Source organism: Mycobacterium heidelbergense, from assembly GCF_010730745.1.
Lineage (GTDB): Bacteria > Actinomycetota > Actinomycetes > Mycobacteriales > Mycobacteriaceae > Mycobacterium > Mycobacterium heidelbergense.
The window spans coordinates 2,719,942-2,741,663 of sequence record NZ_AP022615.1 but is presented as its reverse complement, the minus strand read 5'-3'; the positions used below and the strand labels follow the sequence as shown (position 1 = coordinate 2,741,663).

The following is a 21,722-nucleotide window of genomic DNA, read 5'->3' as shown; positions in this document are numbered from 1 at the left end:
GCCATGGCATGATGGCCCGCATGCCCGACCTGAGCCGCCGCACCCTGCTCGGTTTGGGTGTCAGCGCGGCCGCCGGCGCCGTCGGCGGATACGCCCTCGATGCCCTGTTCCAGCCCCGAACATCGCACGCCTCGCCCGGGCCGACGGGCGGCACCCGGGCGCCGTTGGCACCGGGTGAACCTGCCCCCTCGACTCAGCCGGCACCGACGATGGTGACCGGCTCCTTCGTGTCGGCTGCCCGCGGTGGCATATCGACCAATTGGGCGATCGCGCGTCCGCCGGGCCAGACCAAGCCGCTGCGACCGGTGATCGCGCTGCACGGCAAGGGCAGCGACGCATCGACCGTGATGGCCGGCGGCGTCGAGCAGGGTCTGGCCCAGGCGGTCGACGCCGGTCTGCCGCCGTTTGCGGTGGTCGCCGTTGACGGCGGCGGCAGCTATTGGCACAAGAGAGCGTCCGGCGAGGACGCCGGGGCCATGGTGCTGGACGAGCTCATCCCGATGCTGGGCGGCCAGAATCTGGACACTTCCCGCGTGGCGTTCTTGGGCTGGTCGATGGGTGGCTACGGTGCATTGCTGCTCGGCGGCCGGCTGGGACCCGCACGCACCGCGGCGATCTGCGCGGTGAGCCCGGCGTTGTGGCTGTCTTCCGGGGCGGCCGCACCCGGCGCGTTCGACGGGCCCGACGACTTCGCGGCGAACTCGGTGTTCGGAATGCCGGCGCTGGCGTCGATCCCGATTCGCGTGGATTGCGGTGACAGCGACCCGTTCTATGCGGCGACGAAGCAGTTCGTTGCCCAACTGCCAAACAGGCCCGCGGGCGGATTTTCGCCCGGCGGGCACAACGCAGAGTTCTGGAGCTCGCAGCTACCGGCCGAGCTGACCTGGATGGCGCCGCTGCTCACGGCGTAGTCTCGGGTCCGCCGGGTGGGGGCGCCGCCCGATTGAGGGGGAAACGCCACGGCGAAAAATCGCGCCAAAAATCGCGTCAGCGTTACGCTCGCAGGGGTGACCACACCGTTCGGTTGGAACTTGCCCTACGCCTGGCCGCGAAAGCCCGTGCTCGCGGAAAACGTTGTGTGCACGTCGCAGCCGCTTGCCGCGCAAGCCGGCCTGCGAATGCTCGCCGAGGGAGGCAACGCGGTGGACGCGGCGATCGCCACCGCCATCACACTCACGATCGTCGAGCCGGTGTCCAACGGCATCGGCTCGGACGCGTTCGCCATCGTCTGGGACGGCGCGCGATTGCACGGACTGAACGCGTCCGGCCGCTCGCCCGCTGGCTGGACGCCAGAGTACTTCGGCGGCAACCCCGTTCCCGCGCTGGGCTGGAATTCGGTGACCGTGCCCGGGGCGGTGTCGGCGTGGGCCGAGCTGCACGCCACGTTCGGACAGCTTCCCTTCACGACGCTGTTCAAGCCCGCGATAGCGTATGGCCGCAACGGCTTTCTGGTGTCGCCGACCGTCGCCGAGCAATGGGCGGCGCAGGCGCCGCTGTTCAAGGACCAGCCCGGCTTCGCCGAGACGTTCCTGCCCGCCAAGCGGGCACCCAAACCCGGTGAGCTGTTTAGGCTTCCCCATCACGCGGCCACGCTGGAACTGCTCGCCGAGACCAACGGCGAGGCGCTTTACCGCGGCGAGCTGGCCGACAGGCTCGAGGCGCACGCGGCGGCCCACGGCGGGGTCATGCGCGCCGATGACCTCGCCGCTCATCGCGCCGACTGGGTGGGCACGATCGACTCCACCTACCGCGGATACACGGTGCACGAAATACCGCCCAACAGCCAGGGGATCGTGGCGCTCATCGCTTTGGGCATCCTGGAGCACTTCGACATGCCCTCGCTGCCAGTCGATTCCGCCGACAGCGTGCATCTGCAGATCGAAGCGGTGAAGTTGGCGTTCGCCGACGCCCGGGCCCACGTTGCCGACATCGACCACATGGCGCTGGCGCCGCACCGCTTGTTGGACGGCGAATACCTGCGGCAGCGCGCGGCCTCGATCGATCCCAAGCGGGCGAAGCCGGCGTTCGCGGACACACCGAAGGGCGGCACCGTCTATCTGACCGCCGCCGACGCCGCGGGCGTGATGGTGTCGATGATCCAGTCCAACTACATGGGTTTCGGCTCCGGCGTGGTGGTGCCGGGCACCGGGATTTCGCTACAGAACAGGGGCGCGGATTTCGCTGTCGCTCAAGGCCATCCGAACCGGGTCGGGCCCAACAAGCGCCCGTACCACACGATCATCCCGGGTTTCGTCACCAAGAACGGCGCCCCGGTGATGAGCTTTGGAGTGATGGGCGGCACGATGCAACCCCAGGGCCACGTGCAGATGATGGTGCGCATCGCCGACCACGGGCAGAATCCGCAGGCCGCGTGTGACGGCCCGCGGTTCCGGTGGGTGCACGGCCTGCAGGTCAGCTGCGAAAGGGGTTTCCCGCCCTCGACCCTCGACGAGCTGCAGCGGCGCGGACACGACCTGATCACCGTGGACGACTACAACCAATTCGGCAGCTGCCAGGCGATCTGGCGCCTCGACGACGGGTATCTTGCGGCGAGCGATCCGCGCCGCGACGGACAAGCCGCCGCCTTCTGAACTTCCAGGTGCCCAACGGTCTTTGGCCGTACCCCTTGACCAGACGCGGCCGGCGAGCGAGACTACCAATAAATAAACCAACCGTCGGTCTAATAATGGGGTGCGGTGGCCAGGACGATCAACATCGCCGAACACGCCGCGCGGCGTGACGAAATCCTCGACGCCGCGCAGCGGTTGATCCTGTCCACCGGATACGAGCGCCTGACGGTCCAAGACATCCTCGACGACCTGCACATTTCCAAGGGGGCTTTCTACCACTACTTCGACTCCAAGCCGGCGGTGATCGACGCCCTCACCACGCGCCTGGTCGGCGAGTCCGAGCGGGCTCTTGCAGCGGTTGTCGAGAATCCCGAACTGGGGGCCGTCAAGAAATTGCAGGCCTTCTTCGGCGAGATCATCCGCTGGAAATCGGAGCGCCAGGACCTCTTCGTGGCGATGCTGCCGGTGTGGTATTCGGCCGATAACCTCGCCTTTCGGCTGCTGGTGGATCGAGAGAGCGCGAAGCGATTAGCGCCCCTGCTGACCGCGGTCGTCCGTCAGGGGGTCGACGAGGGCCGGTTCGCGACCGCTTATCCCGATCAGGCCGGGGCGATCATCATCGCCATCATCCAGGCGCTCCAAGACGATATGGTCCGGCGGCTGCTGGCCGTGCCGCACCGGTCACCGTCGCCAACGAGCGTCAAGGAGATGGTGAACACCCATGGGGCACACATGGAAGCGATCGAGCGGTACCTGGGTGTGCCGGCCGGCGCGCTGAACCGTGTTGACGCCCGCGCGGTGAGGAGCTGGATCGCGGCGTTACACCGCACCACCATCGCGCCGGACGGAAAGCGGTAGAGCCATGGATCGTTGGCGGACGACGTGCCTGGTGGCCGGCGGCGGCCCGGCCGGGATAATGCTCGGCTATCTGCTGGCGCGGTCGGGTGTGCCGACCATCCTGGTGGAGAAGCACGGCGACTTTCTCCGCGACTTCCGCGGGGACACGGTTCATCCATCGACCACAGAGCTGATGCATGAGCTCGGAATACTCGACGAGTTCCTGCACGAGGTCCCGCACCACAAGCTGGAACAGCTGGGCATTGGATTCAACGGCCAGGCTTTCGATCTCGTCGACTTCCGCCATCTGCCAACCGCCTGCAAGTACGTCGTGTTGGCACCGCAGTGGGACTTCCTGAACTTCCTGGCGGCCAAGGCCAAGCGGTACCCGTCCTTCCGACTCGAGATGAACACCGAAGTCACCGGACTGCTCTGGGAGGACGATCGGGTGGTCGGCGTCACCGCCCAGGCCGCGGGTCGACCCGTCGAGATTCGCGCCGATGTGACGGTCGCCTGCGACGGACGATGGTCGATAATCCGGGAGCAGTCTGGACTGCCGGTCACCGAGTTTCCGATGCCGATCGACGTGCTCTGGTTCCGGCTTCCGCGTGCTGATTCCGCACCCGAGACTCTCGGATACCTCGGTAGCGGCCAGATCATCATCGCGATCGATCGTGGCGACTACTGGCAGTGTGGAACCATCATCGACAAGGACGGCTTCGAACGAGTCCAGGCGGCAGGGCTACCGGAGTTCCGATCCAAGATCGCTTCGGCCGCACCATTTTTAGCCACCAGCCTCGACTCGCTGACCGATTGGGACCAGGTCAAACTGCTATCCGTGCGCGCCAACGGATTGCGACGCTGGTGGCTGCCGGGATTGTTGTGTATCGGGGATGCCGCACACGCGATGTCCCCGGTCGGCGGGATAGGCGTGAACTATGCCATCGCCGACGCGGTGGCCGCCGCCAATTCACTTGCCGGACCGTTGCGAAACGACCGGGTGGGTAACGACGATCTGCGCGCGGTGCAGAAACGTCGCGAGACCCCGACACGGATCGCGCAGCGGCTGCAGGGCGCTCAGACGGCCAACCTCGCTCGATTGAGCAAAGCTGCCCCGCCGCTGTGGACGTTGCGATTACTGAGCCACTCCCCGCCCGTCAAACGGCTACTGGGCCGGATAATGGGGCTTGGTTTCCGTCGCGAACACATCCGCACCGTCGAGCATGTCTAGACGTGGACCTTGCCCTCCGCCGCCGACAGGGCGATGTCGCTTCGAAAATGGCTACCGGGCAGCTTGATTGAACTCATAATGTCGTACGCGTGGGCGCGCGCGGCGGATAGGTCGGCGCCGGTGCCCACCACCGACAGCACCCGACCTCCCGACGAGATAATCGCGCCGTCATCGCGCCGCGCCGTTCCGGCGTGCAGCACCCCCTCTGCTTCGGAGCCGGCGACGACGTCCCCGACCCGGGGGCGACCCGGATAGTTTTCCGCCGCCAGCACCACGGTGACCGCGGCGCCGGGACGCCAGCGCAGCTCGCCGAACTCGGCCAGCGTGCCCGACCCCGCCGCATAGAGCAGCTGGCCGAGCGGTGAGTCCAGCAGAGCCAGCACGGCCTGCGTCTCGGGATCACCGAAGCGGCAATTGAATTCGACCACCGCGGGCCCTTTCGCGGTGATCGCCAGACCGACGTACAGCAATCCGGAAAACGGACTGCCCCGCTGAACCAGTTCGGCAGCAACGGGTTCGACGATTCCGCTGACGATTTCCCGATATACATCCTCGCGCAACCAGGGCAGCGGCGCATAGGCGCCCATGCCCCCGGTGTTGGGTCCGGTATCACCGTCTCCGACACGCTTGAAGTCCTGCGCCGGCAGCAGCGGCACCACGGTGCGGCCGTCGACGATGCAGAACAGCGACACCTCGGGGCCGTCGAGGAAAGACTCCAGCAGCACCGGGTGCCCCGCCTCCAGCAGCCCGGCGGCGTGCGCGCGCGCCACCTCGCGGTCGGGGGTCACGACCACACCCTTGCCGGCGGCCAGACGGTCGTCTTTCACCACCCAGGCCGGGTCACCTGCCGGGGGTCCGAAACGGTCCAGGGTGGCGTCCAAACGCGCTGGACTGTCGATGGTTTCGCTGGTCGCGGTGCGCACGCCCGCGGCGGCCATGACCTCCTTGGCGAACGCCTTGGAGCCCTCGATGCGGGCGGCGTCCTTGCTGGGTCCGAAGCAGACGATGCCGGCGGCGCGCACGGCGTCGGCCACCCCGAGCACCAGCGGCACCTCGGGACCGATGACCACCAAGTCCGCCCGGACCTCGCGCGCCAGGGCGACGACGTCCTCTCCGGACGTGATGTCGACGTCGTGCTGCTCGGCCACGCGGGCGGTGCCGGCGTTGCCCGGGGCCACGGCCAGGCCGGTGACCTGCGGGTCACGGCGAAGCGCCAGCAGCAGCGCATGCTCACGGGCACCGGAACCGATCACCAGGACGCGCACGGAACGTCACTTTAGCGGCCGGTCAGGCACTGATGCCGAGCAGACGCGGAATCGCACGTCTCGGTACTGAAATATGCGAGTCTGCGTCTGCTCGGCAAACTTAGTCGCGCGCCTTGCCCGAGTGCATCTTCAGCGCGGCGTCCACGTTGGCCTTCTTGTCCTCCCCGGCGCCCTTTGCCGCGGCCTTCTTGCGCTTGGCCACGACGGTCTCGACCGCGCCGTTGAGCGCCGAACCCAGGGGGAACCCGAGATAGTGGGTAAGGAAGACCGCCATTTCCTTCAATTCGGTCTCGGTGAGTTCCCCGTTGAGCAGTGCGGCGTTGATCTGGATCTCGGCCAGGTCGCGATTTCCGACCGCGGTCACCGCCGTCAGCGTCATGATGCGCTTGTCGCGCATCGACAGCCCCGGTCGGGTCCAGATGCTGCCGAACAGGTGATCGACGGTCAGGTCGAAGTACGCGTCGCCCTCGATGTTGGGCATCTCCCAGCCGTAGACCTCGTTCATCTTCTCGAGGCCCTTGCGGCGCAGCTCGTCCATTTACGCCTCTTTCTGTGTGTGCGGAACCCCGAGGCCGGCGGCCAGCCGGTCGAATGCCGCCCGGGCGAGCGGCAGCTCGACCGACACCGCCTCACCCAGAGCCAGCGCCAGGCTCAGATCCTTCTCGCCCAGGCCCCGGGTGTGCAGGAAGGGCTGGTACAGGAAGTGTTCCGGCTCAAGGTCTTTCATGTCGTCGCGCACCATGATCGCCCCCGGCCCGCCGGTGAGCGCATCGGTGTGACGCACCACCCGGCCCAGCGCCTGCAGGTCCAGCCCGGCGGCCTCGGCCAGCTTCATGGCTTCGCACGCCGCGGCGTAGGAGGTGAACGTCAACATGTTGCGGGCCAGCTTCATTCGAGTCCCCGCGCCCGGCTCGCCGGCGTGAATGACCACCGACGCCCATTGCTTGAACGCCGGCTTGATCTTCTCGTAGACCTCGCGCTCGGCGCCCACCATGGTGGCGAGCTCGCCCTTCTCGGCGGCACCGGCGCCCCCACTGACCGGCGCGTCGACGACGTGAATGCCTTGCTGTTTGAATTGGGCCGCCAGCTCCACCGCGGTTGTGTCGCTGATGGTGGAGTGGATCGCGATGATCGTGCCGGGTTTTGCGTTGGCCGCCAGCTCGGCGACGACCTCACGAACCTGCGCGTCGTCGAGGACGGTGACGCTGATGATGTCGGCGGCGGCCACGTCGGCGACGCTGTCGGCCAGCGTGGCGCCGACCTCGGCCAGCGGTGTCATCGCCTCGGCGCGGATGTCGTAAACGATTACCCCGCCGGGCCAGTCGACCAGCCGTTTGGCCATGGGCGCACCCATGTTGCCCAGGCCGATGTATCCGAGCTTCACGTCGTGGGTCATGACCTGATTATCTGCCCGCCGTCGACGTTGAAAATCTGCCCGGTGATCCACGACGCCTCGTCGGACAGCAGGAACAGGCACAGGCCGACCAGATCCTCGGGAGTTCCCATGCGCGACAACGGCAGTCCCCTAACGATATCGTCGACGATCTCCTTCGGGGTGGTGGTCCGGTTGGCCTCGGTGTCGATGGGGCCGGGTGCTATCGCGTTGATCCGGATCTTCTGGCCGCCCAGTTCACGCGAGAGCTGTTGGGTCAGGCCGTTGATGCCCACCTTGGCCAGGCCGTAGTAGTTAGCGTAGAGCCAGGCGGCGGTGGACGACTGGTTGACGATCGCCCCGCCGCCGCGCTTGGCCATCTTCCTGTACACCGCGCGCGTGCACCACAGCGCCCCGTCGAGGTTCACGCTCATGAACCTCTTGTAGTACTCGGGGTCGACGGTGAGCAAGAAGTCCAGCTTCATGCCCCCGAAGATGGCGGCGTTGTTGACCAGGTAGTCGATACCGCCGAATTCGGCCAGCGTGCGGTCGGCCATCGCCTTGGCCGACGCGGGATCGGAAACGTCGACCGGAATGCTGATGGCCGTTCCGCCGTCCACCACGATCTGCTTGGCCACCGCCTCGGCCGCCTCGGCGTTGATATCGGCGACCACCACCGCCGCGCCCTCCCGGGCCAGCGCCTCGGCGTACGCCTGTCCGATGCCGCCACCGGACCCGGTGACGATGCCGACTTTATTCTCGAATCGCATGTTTTCCTCTCGGTCGCCCACGTGGCGCGGTCACTGGACTGCTGTGGCAATGGTTTTGACTTCCAGGTACTCCTCGAAGCCGGCCAGTCCCATCTCGCGTCCGTTGCCGGATTGCTTGTATCCGCCGAACGGCGCATCGGCGGAATACCACACACCGCCATTGACATTGACGGTGCCCACCCTCATCCGCGCGGCGAACGTGGCGGCGCGTTCCGGGTCGGCACCGAACACGGTGCCCGACAAGCCATATGGCGAGTCGTTGGCGATGCGCAGCGCGTCGTCTTCGCCGTCGTAGGCGATCACGGTGAGCACCGGCCCGAAGATCTCCTCACGGGCGGGCCGGGCGTCATTGGTCAGGCCCGCGATCACGGTGGGCTCGACGAAGAAGCCGGCGTCCTTGTCCGCCGGGCGGCCGCCGCCGCAGGCGAACGTCCCGCCCTCGGCGATCGCCAGGTCGAGGTAGCCCTGCACCCGATCCCGCTGCCGAGCGGAAATCACCGGCCCGCAAACGGTTCCGGAGTCGTTGGGATCGCCGGGCTTGATCGAGCCCATGGTGCCCGCCGCGAAGGCGACGGCCTCGTCGTAGCGGGCCCGCGGCACCACCAGCCTGGTCGTGATCGCGCAGCCCTGCCCGGCGTGCATGGACGCCGTGAACGCCGACATCGAGCACGCCCCGCGCAGGTCGGCATCGTCGAGCACGACGAACGCCGACTTGCCCCCCAGCTCCAGGAACACCCGCTTGATCGTCGCGGCGGCATCGCCCATCACACTGCGGCCGGTGGCGGTCGAGCCGGTGAACGAAACCATGTCCACCCGGGGGTCTTTCGACAGCAGCGCTCCCACACCGTGGTCGTTGGAGGTGACGATGTTGACGACGCCGGGCGGGAAATCGGTGTGCTCGGCGATGATTTCCCCGAGCACCGCCGCACACCACGGGGTGTCCGGCGCCGGCTTCAACACCACGGTGTTGCCGGCGGCCAGCGCGGGACCCAGTTTGGCGAGATTGATCTGGTGCGGGAAATTCCACGGGGTGATGGCGCCGACGACGCCGACGGCTTCGCGCGCGATGGTGCGCCGGGTGGGGATGCCCATCGGCGACGCCTGGCCGAGATCCTGATTCCACTCGTAGGACTCGGCGGTGTCGGCCGCAAAGCTCAGGTCGCCGACCGGTCCCTCCAGCTGGGCAGCCGAGGTGAGCATCCGCGGCGCACCGGCCTCGGCGATGGTGATGTCACGTAATTCCTCAATGTGTTCGCGCATCGCGTCGCGCAGTTGCCGCACGCAACGCACCCGCAATTCGGTGTTGCGGGACCAGTCCGTTTCGTCGAAGGCACGCCGCGCGGCATCGATGGCGCGGTCCATGTCCCCGGCGTCGGCGTTGGCGGCGACGCCCAGTACCTCTTCGGTCGCCGGATTGATGGTCGGGAAGGTACCGGCGCTGCCGGCCGACATCTTGCCGTCGATGAAGAGTTCGCTAACGCCATCGGCCAACAAGGCCATGTCCCACTCCCGTCTCTGCGCGGCCAAACGCAGCATGCCAATCCAGTGGACAGTTGTCCGATATTGCCCGATCGAACAATAGCCGCCCCGCCCTCAGCGGTGCAAGAGCCGATCGCCAAGGCCGCGCGATTGCGTCGAGAAAAAGCGCATTAAACAGGAGATTCTTGGATCGGGCTTGCCTCGTGCCGAAGCTATCCGATAGCCTGGACATGTGTCCAGCGATGCACTGGTTACGATCACATCCCAAGCCGAGCAGCAGACCGGTCAGCCGCCGCGCAACCGCCGCCAAGAGGAGACCTTCCGCAAGGTGCTCGTGGCCGGCATCGAAACGCTGCGCGAGAAGTCCTACGCCGACCTGACGGTGCGCGCGGTGGCCGCCCGCGCCAAAGTCGCCCCGGCCACCGCGTACACGTACTTCTCGTCGAAGAATCACCTGATCGCCGAGGTCTACCTGGACCTGGTGCGGCAGGTCCCCTACTTCACCGACGTCAACGACCCCATGCCCGCCCGGGTGGAGCGGGTGTTGCGCCATCTGGCTTTGGTGGTCGCTGATGAACCCGAGGTCAGCGCGGCCTGCACGACGGCGTTGCTCAGCGGCGGCGCCGATCCCGCGGTGCGTGCCGCGCGCGACCGGATCGGTGTGGAAATTCACCGCCGCATCACGTCCGCGATGGGACCCAACGCCGATCCCACCACGGTGTCCGCGTTGGAGATGTCGTTCTTCGGCGCGCTGGTTCAGGGCGGCAGCGGTGAATTCAGCTACCGCGAGATCGCCGACCGGCTGGCCTATGTGGTGCGGCTCATCCTCACCGGCACCGGAGAGACAAATCAGGAGACGAGAGCCGAATGACCGTCCATGTCCGCGACCGCGAACCGGTCCTCGATCCCTACGATTACGACTTCCACGAAGATCCGTACCCGTACTACAAGCGGTTGCGTGACGAGGCTCCGCTGTATCGCAATGAGGAGCTGAAGTTCTGGGCGCTGTCGCGCCACCAGGACGTGCTGCAGGGATTTCGCAACAGCACGACCCTGTCCAACAAGTACGGCGTCTCGCTGGATCCGGCGTCGCGCGGCCCGCACGCCAGCAAGACGATGTCGTTTCTGGCGATGGACGATCCGGCCCATCTGCGGCTGCGGACGCTGGTCTCGAAAGGCTTCACCCCGCGCCGGATTCGGGAACTCGAGCCTCGCGTCACCGAGATCGCGACACAGCACCTCGACGCCATGCTGGAAAAGGCGAAGGACGGCCCCGGCAACTATGTCGACTATGTCGACGAGTTCGCCGGGAAGCTGCCCATGGACGTGATCTCCGAGCTGATGGGCGTCCCCGAGCCGGATCGAGTTCGAGTCCGGGCCTGGGCCGACGGCGTGATGCACCGCGAGGAGGGCATCACCGACGTGCCGCCGGAGGCCATCGAGGCCTCCCTCAACCTGATCGTCTACTACCAGGAGATGGTGGCCGAGCGGCGCAAGAAACTGACGGATGACCTGACCTCGGCGCTGTTGGAAGCCGAGATCGACGGCGACCGGCTCACCGACGAGGAAGTCCTGGGCTTCATGTTCCTCATGGTGATCGCCGGGAACGAGACCACCACCAAACTCCTTGCGAATGCGGCATTTTGGGGCCACAAGAACCCCGATCAGCTGGCACCGGTCTACGCCGACCTGTCGCGGGTGCCGCTGTGGGTCGAGGAGACACTGCGCTACGACACCTCCAGCCAGATCCTCGCGCGCACCGTGTCCGGCGAGCTCACCCTCTACGACACCACCATTCCCGAGGGCGATGTCCTGCTGCTGTTGCCCGGTTCGGGGCATCGCGATGAGCGGGTCTTCGACAATCCTGACGACTACCTGATCGGGCGCGAGATCGGGCCCAAACTATTGAGTTTCGGTAGCGGCGCACACTTCTGCCTGGGCGCGCATCTGGCGCGGATGGAAGCCCGGGTCGCGCTCACCGAGCTGTTCAAGCGAATCCGCGGTTACGAAGTGGACGAGGCCAACGCCGTCCGCGTCCACTCGAGCAATGTCCGCGGATTCGCTCACCTACCAATGAGCGTGGAGGTCCGCTGAATGCCCCGCTTTGACCCCCTGCCCGAACGCCGGCCGGCGATCGTGGCCGGCGCCTCCTCCGGCATCGGAGAGGCCACCGCCATCCAGCTCGCCGCGCACGGCTTCCCGGTCGCCCTGGGCGCCCGCCGGGTCGAGAAGCTCGACGACATCGTCGGCAAGATCAACGCCGACGGCGGTGAGGCGGTCGGATTCCACCTTGACGTCACCGACCCGAACTCGGTGAAATCCTTTGTCGCACAGTCGGTCGACGCGCTCGGCGACATCGAGGTGCTGGTGGCCGGTGCGGGCGACACCTATTTCGGCAAGCTCGCCGAGATCACCACCGACGAGTTCGAGTCGCAGCTGCAGATTCACCTCGTCGGCGCCAACCGGCTGGCCACCGCGGTGCTGCCGGGCATGCTCGACCGGCAGCGTGGCGACCTGATTTTCGTGGGTTCCGATGTCGCGCTGCGCCAGCGGCCGCACATGGGCGCCTACGGCGCGGCCAAGGCCGCGCTGGTCGCGATGGTCACCAACTTCCAGATGGAGCTCGAGGGCACCGGCGTGCGGGCCTCGATCGTGCACCCCGGCCCGACGAAGACGTCGATGGGCTGGAGCCTGCCGGCCGAGAAGATCGGCCCCGCGCTTGAGGATTGGGCCAAGTGGGGCCAGGCCCGCCACGACTACTTCCTGCGGGCGGCGGACCTGGCACGAGCCATCACGTTCGTCGCCGAGACACCGCGCGGTGGCTTCATCGCGAACATGGAGCTTCAGCCCGAAGCCCCGTTGGCCGACAAGAAAGATCGCCAGAAGCTCGCACTCGGCGAAGAGGGGATGCCGTCATGACTTCGCGAATCGACGATGCGGCGCGAGGCACCAGCCGAGGTGGGGGCACCTCCCGCTTGCGGGGGAGAGTGAGCAAATGACCACTGCCATCGTGCCGCGGGTTTCCGGCGGCGAGGAGGAGCACGGTCACCTCGAGGAATTCCGCACCGACCCAATCGGTTTGATGAAACGCGTCCGCGAGGAGTGCGGTGACGTCGGCTGGTTCCAGCTGGTCGACAAACACGTCATCCTGTTGTCCGGTGCGGAGGCCAACGAGTTCTTCTTCCGCTCCGCGGACGAGGATCTCGACCAGGCCGAGGCCTACCCGTTCATGACGCCGATCTTCGGCAAGGGCGTGGTATTTGACGCCAGCCCCGAGCGGCGCAAGGAGATGCTGCACAACTCGGCGCTGCGCGGCGAGCAGATGAAGGGCCACGCCGCCACCATCGAGGGCGAAGTCAAGAAGATGATCGCCAACTGGGGCGAGGAGGGCGAGATCGAGCTGCTCGACTTCTTCGCCGAGCTGACTATCTACACCTCGACGGCCTGCCTTATCGGGCTGAAGTTCCGCGAGCAGCTCGACCACCGGTTCGCCGAGTACTACCACATGCTGGAACGGGGCACCGACCCCTTGTGCTACGTCGACCCGTACCTGCCGATCGAGAGCTTCCGTCTTCGCGACGAGGCGCGCGTCAAGCTCGTCGCGCTGGTGCAGGAGATCATGGACCAGCGGCTGGCCAATCCGCCGAAGGACAAGGCCGACCGCGACATGCTCGACGTGCTGGTCTCGATCAGGGACGAGGAGGGCAACCCCCGATTCTCGGCCGACGAGGTCACCGGGATGTTCATCTCGCTGATGTTCGCGGGGCACCACACCAGTTCGGGGACCTCGGCGTGGACGCTGATCGAGTTGATCCGCCATCCCGATGTCTACGCCGAGGTGCTGGCCGAGCTCGAGGAGCTCTACGCCGACGGCCAGGAGGTGAGTTTCCATGCGCTGCGCTCGATTCCGAAGCTGGACAACGTGGTCAAGGAGACCCTGCGCCTGCATCCCCCGCTGATCATCCTGATGCGGGTCGCCAAGGGGGAGTTCGAGGTTGAGGGCTTCCCGATTCACGCCGGTGACTACGTCGCGGCCTCCCCCGCGATCTCGAACCGGATTCCCGAGGACTTTCCCGACCCGGACGCGTTCAAGCCCGATCGCTACAACAAGCCCGAGCAGGCCGACATCGTCAACCGGTGGACCTGGATTCCGTTCGGTGCGGGCCGGCACCGTTGCGTCGGCGCCGCTTTCGCGCAGATGCAGATCAAGGCAATCTTCTCGGTTCTGTTGCGCGAGTACGATTTTGAGATGGCGCAGCCGGCCGATAGCTATCACAACGACCACTCCAAGATGGTGGTGCAGCTCGCCAGGCCGGCGAAGGTGCGCTACCGCAAGCGCAGCGCGTAAGGAGTTGAGGCCCATGGGCCGGGAAACCTCGGGTGGATTCAGAATCGAAGCGGATCTCGATCTGTGCCAGGGCCACGCCATGTGCGAACTGGAGGCGCCGGACTACTTTCGGGTGCCCAAGCGGGGCAAGGTCGAGATCATCGACCCCGAACCGCCCGACGACGCCCGCGATGAAGTCGAGCGCGCGGTCGATATGTGCCCAACCCATGCACTGTTCATCAAAGAGAAAGAAGACTGACCCATGAATGCACAGGCGTCACACTCCCGTGAGCAACTCGAGGCATGGGTCGACCGCTGGCTGCAGGCCAACAAGGACTGCGAAAAGGCCGGTGACTGGCGGCCACTGGCAGATTTCTACACCAAAGACGCCACCTACGGCTGGAACATCGGCCCCAAGGAAGATGTGATGTGCGTCGGCGTCGACGAGATCCGCGACATCGCCCTCGGCCTGGAAATGGAGGGCCTGGAGAACTGGGTGTACGAGTACCAGAAGGTGCTCATCGACGAGAAGCAGGGCGAGATCGTCGGCTTCTGGAAGCAGATCGTCAACAAGTCCGACGGCACCCGGGGCGAGATCTACGGGATCGGCGGCAGCTGGTTCCGCCTCAACGGCGACCAGCTCATCGAGTGGCAGCGTGACTTCTTCGACTTCGGTCACGTCGCAAAGATGTTCGGGGCGCTGATCGAATCCGGCGATCTCAGCTCCGGCATGCAGAAGCGGATCGAGCGCAGCCTCGCCGGCGAGAAGCTGCCCGGCTACTACCCGCTCGGCGAGGCACCCGTCCCGATCTGGTGAGCGAGCCAATGGCGGCGGGACCAACCAAGCATTTGATTTGTGGCACGCGCTATGCTGACGCCACGGGAGTGCCCTGTGGCACTCGTCACTACCGCTGCCAGGCAAGACGGGTCAGGCAGTCTCAATTCAAAGGCGAAATGGGGTCAGGACCATCGTGAAGACAAAAGGCGCACTGATCTGGGAGTTCAACCAGCCGTGGTCCATCGAGGACATCGAGATCGGCGACCCGCAAGCGCACGAGGTCAAGATCCAGATGGAAGCGGCGGGCATGTGCCACTCCGACCATCACCTGGTCACCGGCGGCATCCCGATGGCGGGCTTCCCGGTGCTCGGCGGGCACGAGGGCGCGGGCATCGTCACCGAAGTTGGGCCGGGCGTGGAAGACATCGCGCCGGGCGATCATGTCGTGCTGTCGTTCATCCCGTCCTGTGGGACCTGTCCGACATGTCAGGCGGGCCTGCGCAACCTGTGCGACCTGGGGGCCGGCCTGCTGGGTGGTGCGGCGGTTTCCGACGGCACGTTCCGCGTCCAGGCCCGCGGCCAAAACGTCTACCCCATGACGCTGCTGGGCACGTTCTCGCCGTACATGGTGGTGCACCGCAGCTCGGTGGTGAAGATCGATCCGTCGGTGCCCTTCGAGGTGGCCGCGCTGGTGGGTTGCGGCGTCACCACCGGCTACGGTTCGGCGGTCCGCACCGCCGACATCCGGCCGGGTAACGACGTGGCCATCGTCGGTGTCGGCGGGGTCGGCATGGCGGCGCTGCAGGGTGCCGTGAACGCCGGCGCCCGCTACGTCTTCGCGATCGACCCGATCGAGTGGAAGCGCGATCAGGCCCTGAAGTTCGGCGCCACCCACGTCTACCCCGACATCAACGCCGCGCTGGCGGGCATCGCCGAGGTCACCTACGGCCTGATGGCCCACAAGGTGGTGGTCACGGTCGGCGAGCTGCAGGGCGCCGACGTCGACAGCTACCTCAACATCACCCAAAAGGGCGGCACCTGCGTGCTGACCGCCATCGGCAGCCTGCTCGACACCAACGTGACCCTGAACCTGGCGATGCTGACCCTGATGCAGAAGAACCTGCAGGGCACCATCTTCGGCGGCGGCAACCCGCAGTACGACATCCCGCAACTGCTGTCGATGTACAAGGCGGGCAAGCTCAACCTGGACGACATGATCACTCGCCAATACCGGCTCGAGCAGATCAACGACGGCTACCAGGACATGTTGGAGGGCAAGAACATTCGCGGCGTCATCCGCTACACGGACGCCGATCGGTAAGCCGACCATAGGTCTGCCGGTGGCCGCCGGCTTCCCACATCTGTTGGCGCCGGGGGGCCGCCATGCCCGGCGCCGCGTGTGCAATCTAGGGACAGGAGAAAATCATGACCGAAACCTCGGAATCTCAGGCGACTCAGGCCTCCCCGGCGCTGACCGCGTCACAATCCTCGTGGCGGTGCGTGCAGGCCCATGATCGCGAGGGCTGGCTGGCGCTGATGGCCGACGACGTCGTCATCGAGGACCCGATCGGCAAGTCCGTCACGAATCCGGACGGCACCGGGGTGCGGGGCAAGGAGGCCGTCGGCGCCTTTTTCGACTCCAACATCGCGGCCAATCAGCTCAGGATCACCTGCGAGGAGACGTTCCCGTCCAGCTCGCCCGACGAGATCGCCCATATCCTGGTGCTGCACAGCAAGTTTGAGGGCGGGTTCACCAGCACGGTGCGGGGCGTGTTCACGTACAAGGTCAACGACGCGGGCCTGATCACCAACATGCGCGGCTACTGGAACCTCGACGCCATGGAGTTCGGCAAGGAGGAGTGACGCGGGATCGTTTGACCGCCGAACCTATGCTGGGGCCATGGCGTCGATCTTCACCAAGATCATCAACCGTGAACTGCCTGGCCGTTTCGTCTACGAGGACGACGACATCGTCGCGTTCCTGACGATCGAGCCGATGACGCAGGGCCACACGCTCGTGGTGCCGCGCGCCGAGATCGATCAATGGCAGGACGTCGACGGCGCGGTGTTCGCGCGCGTCATGGCGGTGAGCCAGCTGATCGGCAGGGCCGTCTGCAAGGCGTTCAGGACCGAGCGTGCCGGGATGATCATCGCCGGTCTCGAAGTGCCCCACCTGCACGTCCACGTCTTCCCCACCCGCAGCCTGAGCGACTTCGGTTTTGCCAACGTGGACCGCAATCCCTCGCCGGAATCACTCGACGCGGCGCAAGCCAAGATCAAGGCAGCGCTGGCGCAACTGGCGTGAGTCTTAGACGGCCGCCGGGACGTCGCTGACGCGGGGCAGCGTGACGCGGAAGCAGCACCCCGCGCCGGGCGCGGTCGTCACGCTGACGGCACCGCCGTGCGCGCGCACCAACGAGTCGACGATGGACAACCCCAGTCCGGTCCCACCGCTGGCCCGCGCCCGCGACGAGTCGGTGCGGTAGAACCGCTCGAACACCCGCGACGCGTCCTGCTGACTCATGCCGGGACCCGTGTCGGCCACTTCGAGCACCGCGTCGGCGCCTTCGGTGCCGACCCGAACGATGACGTCGGCGCTTGCGGGCGTGTGCTGCAGGGCATTGGCGACGAGGTTGCTCAGCACCTGCCGAATCCGCGGTTCGTCACCGAGCACCTCCGGGGTGCCCGGGCCGTCGAGAACCTCCATCGTGGTGGTGCGCCTGGGGTCGATCGCCTGCGCGTCGTGCACCGCATCGCTGGCCAGCGCCAGCAGGTCCACCCGGTTGTGTTCGAGCGGTCGTTGCACATCCAGCCGGGCCAGCAGCAGCAAGTCGTCCACGAGCAGGCCCATCCGGCCGGCTTCGCTTTCGATCCGCGACAACAGCATGGACACGTCGCGCGCGGCGCCCTGGCGATACAGTTCCGCGAAGCCGCGGATGGTCGTCAGCGGCGTGCGCAGTTCGTGGCTGGCGTCGGTGATGAACCGTCGCATCCGCTCCTCGGAACTGCGGGCCTTCTCCGCCGAGGATTCCGAGGAAGCCAACGCCTGCTGGATTTGGGCGAGCATCCCGTTGAGCGCCAACGAAAGTCGGCCGACCTCGGTTCGGGGATCGCGTTCGGGAACCCGGCGATCCAGCTGGCCCGCGGCGATCGCCGCGGCGGTTTGTTCGACCTCGCCCAACGGCCGCAAGCTGCGGTGCACCACCACGAAACTGGCGATCCCGACGACGACCAGCACGGCCACCCCGATGCCGATCTGCAGCCAGACCAGGGAGTTGACGGTGTGCTGGACGTCGGACAGGTCGATCGCGACCGTTGTCAGGCCGTGTGGGCCGCGCACCGATACGGCTCGCCAATGGATGTTGGAGCCGTTGATCGAGGGCAGCGTCGTCGGATTGGGGCCCACGTCATTGTCCGGCGGCAGTGCCGGTTCGGCGTTGCGGTCGTTGATGGCGGTAAACGGGGTGCCGTCGGTGCCGACGCCCCGCACGTAGAACTTTGACGGCGGCCGGCCCGGGTCGGGGCCTTCGTACGGGGGCGGTGACTGCCGCCGCGGCGCCTGTGCCCAGCCGCGGGAGGCGTCGAGCAGTGTCTGATCGATCCGGCTGATCAGACTGTGGCGCAGGATCGAGGTGACGGCGACCCCCGAAACCGCCAGACCACAGGCCACCAGTATCAGGGTGGCGGCCACGAGGCCTACCCGTAGCGGCAATCCGCGTCGAACCTGTTTGGCCATCCTCGTCTTCTCGCTACTTTTCCGGGCAACTCAGCTTTTCCGGGCAACTCAGCGCGGCTCCCGCAATACATAGCCCACCCCGCGCAGGGTGTGCAACAGCCGCTTCTCCCCCGTGTCGATCTTGCGGCGCAGATACGACACGTAGGACTCGACGACGTTGACGTCGCCACCGAAGTCGTAGCGCCAGACGTGATCAAGGATCTTCGGTTTGCTCAGCACCGTGCCCGCGTTGATCACGAAGTAGCGCAGCAACGTGAACTCGGTCGGCGACAGCGACACGGGTTGCCCGGCCTTCCACACCTCGTGGGTCTCTTCGTCGAGTTCGATGTCGGCGAACGTCAGGCGGGCGTTGCGCGGTTCGGCCCCGCCCTTGCCGGCGCGCCGCAATATGACCCGCAGCCGGGCGACGACCTCCTCCAGGCTGAACGGTTTCGTCACGTAGTCGTCGCCGCCCAGGGTCAGGCCCGCGATCTTGTCCTGCAGGGAGTCGCGGGCCGTCAGGAACAACGCCGGGGCATCGATGCCGTCGGCGCGCAGCCGCCGCAGTACCCCGAAGCCGTCCATCCCGGGCATCATCACGTCGAGGATCACCGCGTCGGGGCGGGCGTCACGGGCGCGATCGAGAGCCTGGGCGCCGTTGGTTGCGGTGTACACCTCAAAGCCCTGGAACTTGAGGCTGACTGAGAGCAGTTCGACGATGTTGGCCTCGTCGTCGACCACGAGGACACGAGCCTCCGGTTTGGTTTCGCCTGGGGTAGCCGCTGTCATGAGGTACTTCCGTCCTTTGTTTGAACGTTGCCTTCCCGATTATTGTGTAGTTCCTGAAAGCTAGATGCCAGTCATCTGCTAACAGTCTGCCAGGAATCATCGCATCGGCTTGGAACCATGCGGGTTTACCGGGGCGCGTCACGAATAGACTCTGCAGACATGGACTTCGCCAAAGGCATCGTGTCGCTTGCGACCGCGCCGGCGCGCGTCGGGCTTGCCGCGGCGGACGCGAGCTTGAACGTCGCTTCGGCGGCCGTGGGTGTGGCGAAGCGCGTCTTGGGCGACGCCGAAGGCGGCTCCGGGACGAATGCGGTGGCGTCCATGCTCGGCATCGACGACGCGATCCTTCGCGCCAACCGGCTGGCCCGGCTGCTGGACGATGACGCGCCGCTGGGGCGCGCCGTGGCGCCCGACGGGCCGTTGGACCGATTGCTGCGCCCCGGCGGGGTCGTCGACCTGCTGACGTCGGAGGGCGGCTTGCTCGACCGCCTCACCGCGGAGGGCGGCGGGTTGCAGCGCGCGCTGCAGCCCGGCGGACTGGCCGATCAGCTGCTCGCCGAAGACGGGTTGATCGATCGGGTGCTGTCCGAGGACGGGCTGGCCGAGCGGCTGCTCGCCGAGGGCGGACTGATCGACAAGTTGACCACCAAGCATGGTCCGCTGGACCAGCTCGCGGACGTCGCCGACACCCTGGCCCGGCTGACACCGGGGATGGAGGCCTTGGAGCCCGCGATTGCCACCCTGCAAGATGCGGTCGTCTCGCTCACGATGGTGGTGAACCCGCTGAGCTCCATCGCCGACCGCATCCCGCTGCCCGGCCGGCGCCCGGGACGGCGCCCGTCGTCACGGTCGGTGCGCTCAACGCGCATCATCGACAGAGACGAATGACCGGATAGGCTTGCACCCGATTTACCGGCCTCCTTAGCTCAGTGGTAGAGCACTCGCCTTGTAAGCGAGCGGTCGTCAGTTCAATCCTGACAGGGGGCTCACCTTCTCAGGGCTCGTCGTTGCTGGCGACGGCGGTCTCGTAGCAGGTGTAGCACGTGTTCAAGCGCGCTACACTTGCTACATGCGTTCCGCAGACTACGTCATCACCGAGCGCCGCAATCACCTTGAGATTCGGGGCCTGAGCCGCCGCGAACTCGATGAGACATTAGAGCAACTCGAACTGGTCCGGAGCTTGCAAGCTGAATACGTCGTGAGCCGCGGTGTCGAACTTGAGCGGCTCACCGAGGCGCTAGGGCAGCTACTCGAATTGGTCCACGCCCTCCAGGCTGAACATGTTGAGGCTATTCGAGGTGACTTGCTACAAGTCTTGATGAGCAGGGAAGTCACGCTCACCCCGCCCGCCACGCTTACGCAAGCGCAGCGATTGGCAACTCATCGCGATGCCCTCCTCGCGACACCTGTTCTTACGTACGAAACGCTGAGCGAGCTGCGAGGGGACAAGAGTGTGTCAAGCACTAGAACTTGGCTAGCCAGACGCAGGGACGATCATGCTTTATTTACCGTCAACTACACGGGCAGGACGCTGATCCCGGCTTTCCAATTGGATGCGCGGGGAGAGCCGCGCCCCGAGCTGCGGCCAATCCTGTCGGCACTCCACCAGGGCGGCGTCCAGGGATGGTCACTTTGGACGTGGCTTACCAAGCCCACCAGCTTCCTATCCGGCAGTGTTCCGGAGGAAGTGGCACGGACCGATCCGGCACGAGCATTGCGCGCCGCTGAACGCTTCGCCGCAGGGCCCATTGCGTAGGGCAACCGACGGCCCATAATGCTTCTCCCACCGCAGGTCATCGATTGCCCCGGCCCCCGCGGTTGCGGCGCGGCCGCGGTACTGCCAAATCTGCAGACATTCAGGTTGACGAGGGGTACGCCCCTCTATCGCGTTTATGACGGGACGTGGGGCTACGACGAACACAACCCTGGATTAGGCGACACGCGGTTCGCTCCGATTGACGACCCCACGACCGGGAGAAGGCTGCCGAGCATGTATTTAGGTGAGACGCCGCCCACCGTTTTGCTCGAAACGATCTTCCATGACGTCCATCCATCCGGAAGTAACGTTATCTACGAACACCATTTGAGCGAAAAGCTCCTCGCCCACGTTCGAGTACCGGTTGATGCGACGCTTGGAGACCTTCGCGATTCACAGCTAGCGGCCCTCGGTTTACAACGCGCCGAGATCGTATCGAGTCCAGCGGAGCACTACCCCTGCACACGCCGATTAGCAATCGCAGCCCTTGCGCAGTCGCACACCGCACCGTTGCAGGGACTTATTTGGCACTCCCGACAAGCGGAGCTCGCGGGGAAAGGGCCACAGGAAGTCATCGTCCTATTTGGCGAGCGATATCAATCGGAGCGAGGTAGCTGGGAGCGCTTCCCGCCGGGTTCGCAGAATCTTTACCAGGGTCCAGGTCGACTGCTCGTGGACGAGATCGCCGTCGAGTTGGGCGCAGTAATCGAGACTGGAAGACCTTAGCGTGCGGATCGCCAGTGTCATCTACTTGTCGTCGGTTCAGTCCGTATCGGTCGTTGAACAGCAATCGCTGGGGCGCCGCGATATTCCTGCACGGTGCGACTCCCACG

22 protein-coding genes, 1 tRNA gene and 1 pseudogene are annotated in these 21,722 nt (G+C 66.1%); 17 read left to right on the top strand and 7 right to left on the bottom strand.

The window, feature by feature from the left end; translation table 11 throughout:
• The first annotated feature begins 8 nt into the window (after window positions 1-8).
• From G6N25_RS12940 to G6N25_RS12925, 4 genes are all read left to right on the top strand, one after another.
• Window positions 9-911 carry an alpha/beta hydrolase-fold protein gene (locus G6N25_RS12940; protein WP_083072288.1) on the top strand — a complete coding sequence of 301 codons (903 nt, stop codon included), beginning with the start codon at window positions 9-11 and terminating at the stop codon, window positions 909-911.
• A 96-nt stretch (window positions 912-1,007) separates the two neighbouring features.
• Window positions 1,008-2,591, top strand: coding sequence for a gamma-glutamyltransferase family protein (locus G6N25_RS12935; protein WP_083072289.1), 1,584 nt, complete (start codon window positions 1,008-1,010; stop codon window positions 2,589-2,591).
• A gap of 105 nt (window positions 2,592-2,696) precedes the next feature.
• A complete protein-coding gene (locus tag G6N25_RS12930; protein WP_083072290.1) occupies window positions 2,697-3,428 on the top strand; it encodes a TetR/AcrR family transcriptional regulator in 732 nt (243 codons plus the stop codon).
• Between the two features lie 4 nt (window positions 3,429-3,432).
• Window positions 3,433-4,638: an FAD-dependent oxidoreductase gene (locus G6N25_RS12925; protein ID WP_083072291.1), complete on the top strand. Its 1,206-nt coding sequence runs from the start codon at window positions 3,433-3,435 to the stop codon at window positions 4,636-4,638.
• Here the strand turns inward: G6N25_RS12925 and purD are convergent.
• The 5 genes from purD to G6N25_RS12900 all read right to left on the bottom strand — a co-directional run bounded on the left by purD (window position 4,635) and on the right by G6N25_RS12900 (window position 9,545).
• The gene (gene purD / locus G6N25_RS12920) at window positions 4,635-5,903 is read right to left on the bottom strand and encodes a phosphoribosylamine--glycine ligase (protein WP_083072292.1); all 1,269 of its coding nucleotides are present in this window, start codon (window positions 5,901-5,903) and stop codon (window positions 4,635-4,637) included. The two genes, G6N25_RS12925 and purD, sit on opposite strands and share 4 nt — an antisense overlap.
• 100 nt (window positions 5,904-6,003) lie before the next feature.
• A complete protein-coding gene (locus tag G6N25_RS12915) occupies window positions 6,004-6,441 on the bottom strand; it encodes a carboxymuconolactone decarboxylase family protein (RefSeq protein ID WP_083072293.1) in 438 nt (145 codons plus the stop codon).
• Complete coding sequence (locus tag G6N25_RS12910) at window positions 6,442-7,299, bottom strand: NAD(P)-dependent oxidoreductase (RefSeq protein WP_083072294.1); 858 nt, start codon at window positions 7,297-7,299, stop codon at window positions 6,442-6,444.
• Window positions 7,296-8,045: an SDR family oxidoreductase gene (locus tag G6N25_RS12905; RefSeq protein WP_083072381.1), complete on the bottom strand. Its 750-nt coding sequence runs from the start codon at window positions 8,043-8,045 to the stop codon at window positions 7,296-7,298. Before G6N25_RS12905 ends, G6N25_RS12910 begins: the two co-directional genes overlap by 4 nt.
• Window positions 8,046-8,075: 30 nt before the next feature.
• The gene (locus G6N25_RS12900; RefSeq protein ID WP_083072382.1) at window positions 8,076-9,545 is read right to left on the bottom strand and encodes an aldehyde dehydrogenase; all 1,470 of its coding nucleotides are present in this window, start codon (window positions 9,543-9,545) and stop codon (window positions 8,076-8,078) included.
• A gap of 211 nt (window positions 9,546-9,756) precedes the next feature.
• On the opposite strand from G6N25_RS12900, the gene G6N25_RS12895 reads away from it, so the two are divergent.
• From G6N25_RS12895 to G6N25_RS12855, 9 genes are all read left to right on the top strand, one after another.
• Window positions 9,757-10,395 carry a TetR/AcrR family transcriptional regulator gene (locus G6N25_RS12895; RefSeq protein WP_083072295.1) on the top strand — a complete coding sequence of 213 codons (639 nt, stop codon included), beginning with the start codon at window positions 9,757-9,759 and terminating at the stop codon, window positions 10,393-10,395.
• Window positions 10,392-11,618 (top strand): cytochrome P450, encoded by a 1,227-nt coding sequence (locus G6N25_RS12890; protein WP_083072296.1) that lies wholly within the window; start codon window positions 10,392-10,394, stop codon window positions 11,616-11,618. The genes G6N25_RS12895 and G6N25_RS12890 overlap by 4 nt, the downstream gene beginning before the upstream one ends.
• Entirely contained in the window at window positions 11,619-12,443 is an 825-nt protein-coding gene (locus tag G6N25_RS12885; protein ID WP_083072297.1) for an SDR family oxidoreductase, read from the top strand.
• 76 nt (window positions 12,444-12,519) lie between these two features.
• On the top strand, window positions 12,520-13,872 hold the full coding sequence (locus tag G6N25_RS12880; protein WP_083072298.1) for a cytochrome P450: 1,353 nt from the start codon (window positions 12,520-12,522) through the stop codon (window positions 13,870-13,872).
• 13 nt (window positions 13,873-13,885) lie between these two features.
• Complete coding sequence (locus G6N25_RS12875; RefSeq protein ID WP_083072299.1) at window positions 13,886-14,110, top strand: ferredoxin; 225 nt, start codon at window positions 13,886-13,888, stop codon at window positions 14,108-14,110.
• Window positions 14,111-14,113: 3 nt separating this feature from the next.
• Window positions 14,114-14,668 carry a nuclear transport factor 2-like protein gene (locus tag G6N25_RS12870; protein ID WP_083072300.1) on the top strand — a complete coding sequence of 185 codons (555 nt, stop codon included), beginning with the start codon at window positions 14,114-14,116 and terminating at the stop codon, window positions 14,666-14,668.
• A gap of 154 nt (window positions 14,669-14,822) precedes the next feature.
• Window positions 14,823-15,950: an NDMA-dependent alcohol dehydrogenase gene (locus tag G6N25_RS12865; RefSeq protein ID WP_083072301.1), complete on the top strand. Its 1,128-nt coding sequence runs from the start codon at window positions 14,823-14,825 to the stop codon at window positions 15,948-15,950.
• 104 nt (window positions 15,951-16,054) lie between these two features.
• A complete protein-coding gene (locus tag G6N25_RS12860; RefSeq protein ID WP_083072302.1) occupies window positions 16,055-16,492 on the top strand; it encodes a ketosteroid isomerase family protein in 438 nt (145 codons plus the stop codon).
• A gap of 37 nt (window positions 16,493-16,529) precedes the next feature.
• Complete coding sequence (locus G6N25_RS12855) at window positions 16,530-16,934, top strand: HIT family protein (protein ID WP_083072303.1); 405 nt, start codon at window positions 16,530-16,532, stop codon at window positions 16,932-16,934.
• On the opposite strand, the pseudogene G6N25_RS12850 reads toward G6N25_RS12855, so the two are convergent.
• Window positions 16,906-18,365, bottom strand: a pseudogene (locus G6N25_RS12850) (sensor histidine kinase). The gene G6N25_RS12855 and the pseudogene G6N25_RS12850 overlap by 29 nt on opposite strands.
• Window positions 18,366-18,413: 48 nt before the next feature.
• Complete coding sequence (gene phoP / locus G6N25_RS12845; protein WP_071510567.1) at window positions 18,414-19,133, bottom strand: two-component system response regulator PhoP; 720 nt, start codon at window positions 19,131-19,133, stop codon at window positions 18,414-18,416.
• 159 nt (window positions 19,134-19,292) lie between these two features.
• On the opposite strand from phoP, the gene G6N25_RS12840 reads away from it, so the two are divergent.
• The 4 genes from G6N25_RS12840 (at window position 19,293) to G6N25_RS24470 (ending at window position 21,615) form a co-directional block, all read left to right on the top strand.
• Window positions 19,293-20,021: a hypothetical protein gene (locus G6N25_RS12840; protein WP_083072305.1), complete on the top strand. Its 729-nt coding sequence runs from the start codon at window positions 19,293-19,295 to the stop codon at window positions 20,019-20,021.
• Window positions 20,022-20,048: 27 nt separating this feature from the next.
• Window positions 20,049-20,120: transfer RNA gene (locus G6N25_RS12835), tRNA-Thr, on the top strand.
• An 82-nt stretch (window positions 20,121-20,202) separates the two neighbouring features.
• Window positions 20,203-20,889 carry a hypothetical protein gene (locus tag G6N25_RS12830; protein ID WP_083072306.1) on the top strand — a complete coding sequence of 229 codons (687 nt, stop codon included), beginning with the start codon at window positions 20,203-20,205 and terminating at the stop codon, window positions 20,887-20,889.
• Window positions 20,890-20,907: 18 nt separating this feature from the next.
• Complete coding sequence (locus tag G6N25_RS24470; RefSeq protein WP_083072307.1) at window positions 20,908-21,615, top strand: RES domain-containing protein; 708 nt, start codon at window positions 20,908-20,910, stop codon at window positions 21,613-21,615.
• Window positions 21,616-21,722 lie beyond the last annotated feature (107 nt).

Excerpts from the sequence above, each read along its gene's own strand:
- G6N25_RS12830 (WP_083072306.1), top strand. The coding sequence starts at position 20,203 with ATGCGTTCCGCAGACTACGTCATCACCGAGCGCCGCAATCACCTTGAG.
- G6N25_RS12875 (WP_083072299.1), top strand. The coding sequence starts at position 13,886 with ATGGGCCGGGAAACCTCGGGTGGATTCAGAATCGAAGCGGATCTCGAT.
- phoP (WP_071510567.1), bottom strand. The coding sequence starts at position 19,133 with ATGACAGCGGCTACCCCAGGCGAAACCAAACCGGAGGCTCGTGTCCTC.
- G6N25_RS12900 (WP_083072382.1), bottom strand. The coding sequence starts at position 9,545 with ATGGCCTTGTTGGCCGATGGCGTTAGCGAACTCTTCATCGACGGCAAG.
- G6N25_RS12880 (WP_083072298.1), top strand. The coding sequence starts at position 12,520 with ATGACCACTGCCATCGTGCCGCGGGTTTCCGGCGGCGAGGAGGAGCAC.
- G6N25_RS12885 (WP_083072297.1), top strand. The coding sequence starts at position 11,619 with ATGCCCCGCTTTGACCCCCTGCCCGAACGCCGGCCGGCGATCGTGGCC.
- G6N25_RS12910 (WP_083072294.1), bottom strand. The coding sequence starts at position 7,299 with ATGACCCACGACGTGAAGCTCGGATACATCGGCCTGGGCAACATGGGT.
- G6N25_RS12925 (WP_083072291.1), top strand. The coding sequence starts at position 3,433 with ATGGATCGTTGGCGGACGACGTGCCTGGTGGCCGGCGGCGGCCCGGCC.
- G6N25_RS24470 (WP_083072307.1), top strand. The coding sequence starts at position 20,908 with ATGCTTCTCCCACCGCAGGTCATCGATTGCCCCGGCCCCCGCGGTTGC.
- G6N25_RS12840 (WP_083072305.1), top strand. The coding sequence starts at position 19,293 with ATGGACTTCGCCAAAGGCATCGTGTCGCTTGCGACCGCGCCGGCGCGC.
- G6N25_RS12870 (WP_083072300.1), top strand. The coding sequence starts at position 14,114 with ATGAATGCACAGGCGTCACACTCCCGTGAGCAACTCGAGGCATGGGTC.
- G6N25_RS12855 (WP_083072303.1), top strand. The coding sequence starts at position 16,530 with ATGGCGTCGATCTTCACCAAGATCATCAACCGTGAACTGCCTGGCCGT.
- G6N25_RS12905 (WP_083072381.1), bottom strand. The coding sequence starts at position 8,045 with ATGCGATTCGAGAATAAAGTCGGCATCGTCACCGGGTCCGGTGGCGGC.
- G6N25_RS12940 (WP_083072288.1), top strand. The coding sequence starts at position 9 with ATGATGGCCCGCATGCCCGACCTGAGCCGCCGCACCCTGCTCGGTTTG.
- G6N25_RS12890 (WP_083072296.1), top strand. The coding sequence starts at position 10,392 with ATGACCGTCCATGTCCGCGACCGCGAACCGGTCCTCGATCCCTACGAT.
- G6N25_RS12860 (WP_083072302.1), top strand. The coding sequence starts at position 16,055 with ATGACCGAAACCTCGGAATCTCAGGCGACTCAGGCCTCCCCGGCGCTG.
- G6N25_RS12915 (WP_083072293.1), bottom strand. The coding sequence starts at position 6,441 with ATGGACGAGCTGCGCCGCAAGGGCCTCGAGAAGATGAACGAGGTCTAC.